This is a genomic window from Streptomyces sp. WG5 (genome assembly GCF_049974565.1).
Taxonomy (GTDB): domain Bacteria; phylum Actinomycetota; class Actinomycetes; order Streptomycetales; family Streptomycetaceae; genus Streptomyces.
On sequence record NZ_JBNGGC010000108.1, the window covers coordinates 1 to 2,281 of the forward strand.

The 2,281-nt window shown below is 68.9% G+C and carries 1 protein-coding gene and 1 pseudogene; both read left to right on the plus strand.

The features are described from left to right. The first annotated feature begins 75 nt into the window (after positions 1–75). Positions 76–651 carry an IS607 family transposase gene (locus tag ACP4IX_RS36050; RefSeq protein ID WP_426558852.1) on the plus strand — a complete coding sequence of 192 codons (576 nt, stop codon included), beginning with the start codon at positions 76–78 and terminating at the stop codon, positions 649–651. Then, positions 644–2,274: pseudogene (locus ACP4IX_RS36055) on the plus strand (IS200/IS605 family accessory protein TnpB-related protein). Before ACP4IX_RS36050 ends, ACP4IX_RS36055 begins: the two are co-directional and overlap by 8 nt. Positions 2,275–2,281: the final 7 nt, after the last annotated feature.

The following is a 2,281-nucleotide window of genomic DNA, read 5'->3' on the forward strand; positions in this document are numbered from 1 at the left end:
GGGGTCTTCACCTGCTGGGCGTCGAAGTCGAGTAGGTGAGCGTAACCATGTATGAGTGAGTGTCGTTGTCAGAGTGTGAATCTGACGGAATGGGCGAAGGCGCAGGGCGTGCATCCGCAGACCGCGTATCGCTGGTTCCGTGAGGGGATGTTGCCGGTACCGGCTCAGCGGGTCGGGCCACGCACGATCCTGGTGAACATCGACACGAACGCCATGCCCGGGACCGTCGGCGGGTTGGGTCTGTATGCCCGCGTGTCCTCGCACGATCAGAAGGCCGATCTTGAGCGCCAGGTCGCCCGGTTGTCGGCGTGGGCGGTGAAGGCCGGTCACCGAGTTGTTCGTGTTGAGGCGGAGATCGCTTCCGGGATGAACGGCTGCCGTTCCAAAGCCCGGCGTCTGCTGGCCGACCCGCACGTGACCTGCGTGGTGGTGGAGCACAAGGACCGGCTGGGCCGGATGAACGTCGAGCTTGTCGAGGCCGCCTTGTCCGCGACGGGCCGTCGCCTGCTGGTGCTGGACGACGGTGAGGTCGAAGACGACCTGGTGCGGGACATGGTGGAGGTACTGACGTCGTTCTGCGCCCGCCTGTACGGGCGCAGGTCGGCGAAGAACCGCGCCCGCAAGGCACTGGAAGCCGCCGAGCATGGCTGACCTCCGCCCGATCGCCGCGCCGTTCGTCGTTCTCGGCCCGTCCGGTGTGGCAGTACGCACCCGGCTCAAAGACCTCACGCCCGAGGACGAGAAGGTTCTGCGCTCGGTGGGTGCGCACCTGGGCTCGCTCGCCTCGAAGGACCTCAAAACGCGTTGCACGGACGGCCTGGAGCACTCCGCCGGGTCATGGGCGGCCCGTAAGCGTGGCCTGACGGCCCAGTCGTCGTCCAGGTGGGCCGGGTCGGTCACGAAAGCAACGCATGACCAGTGGGCGCTCGCCCGGCGCGGCCAGGCCGCACATGTCCAGTCCCTTGAAGCCGGTATCACGACGATCCGGCACCGGCTGTCGCTGCCGGTCGGCCAGAAGGGCACCAAGCGGGCTCCGGGTGGCTACACCGCTCCGCACACGAGTGGTTCCACAAAGCACGCCGCCTGCATGGGCTGGAAGACCGGCTCGAGAAGGTCCGGGCCGACCGGGAAACAGGCCGAGTACACGTCGTGCGCGGCGGCAAACGACTCCTGGGCGCCCGGCACCACCTCGACGAAGCGCAGCTCACCGAGGCCAGGTGGCGTGAGCGGTGGGAAGCCGGGCGCTGGTTCCTCCAGGCGGACGGCGAGTCGGGGAAAAGGCTCGGCAACGAGACGATCCGCATCACGCCCGAGGGCGAAGTGTCGGTCAAGCTCCCCGCCCCGCTCTCCGGCCTGGCGAACGCCAAGCACGGCCGGTACGTACTCGCCGCGAAGGCGCGGTTCCCCCACCGGGGCCAGGAGTGGGCCGACCGGGTGGAGGCCAGCAGGGCCGTGGCCTACCGCATCCACTACGACACAGGACGCGGGCGCTGGTACGTGGATGCCTCCTGGCAGATCCCGCCCACCAGGACCGTCCCACTCGAAGCCGCCCTCGCCGACGGCGTGATCGGCGTGGACACCAACGCCGACCACCTCGCCGCATGGCGCCTCGACACGCACGGCAACCCGACGGGCCGGCCACGCCGGTTCCCCTACGACCTGTCCGGCAACGCCCAGCACCGCGACGCCCAGGTACGGCACGCCCTCACACGACTGCTGCACTGGGCCAAAACCTGCGGCGTCAAAGCCATCGCGGTCGAAGATCTCGACTTCCAGAGCGAGAAAACCAGAGAGAAGCACGGGCGCAAGCGCCGATTCCGGCAACTCATCTCCAGCATGCCGACCGGCAGGCTCCGCGCCCGGCTGACTTCCATGGCCGACGCCACAGGCATCGCCGTCATCGCCGTGGACCCGGCCTACACCAGCAAGTGGGGCGCTCAGCACTGGCAGAAGCCGATGACCGGCCCCACCCGCAGGACCACCCGGCACGATGCGGCGAGCATCGCGATCGGACGACGCGCCCAGGGACACCCGATCCGGCGACGGACGGCACCGCCCCGTGCATACCAGAGCGATGTGCACGGGCATCGGACCATCCAGGCCGACCGGCGTGCCCCTGGGCGTGAGGGACCCCGCCCCCGCATCCCCGGACCACGGACACGATCCGTGCCGCCGGACGCGGCGAGTACGCGGGCAACCAGGGCACCCAAAACCGTTCGGGGTGTCCGCAGTGACCAGGTACGAGTCCAAGACTCACTCCTGCTCACTGATTAGGAACGGT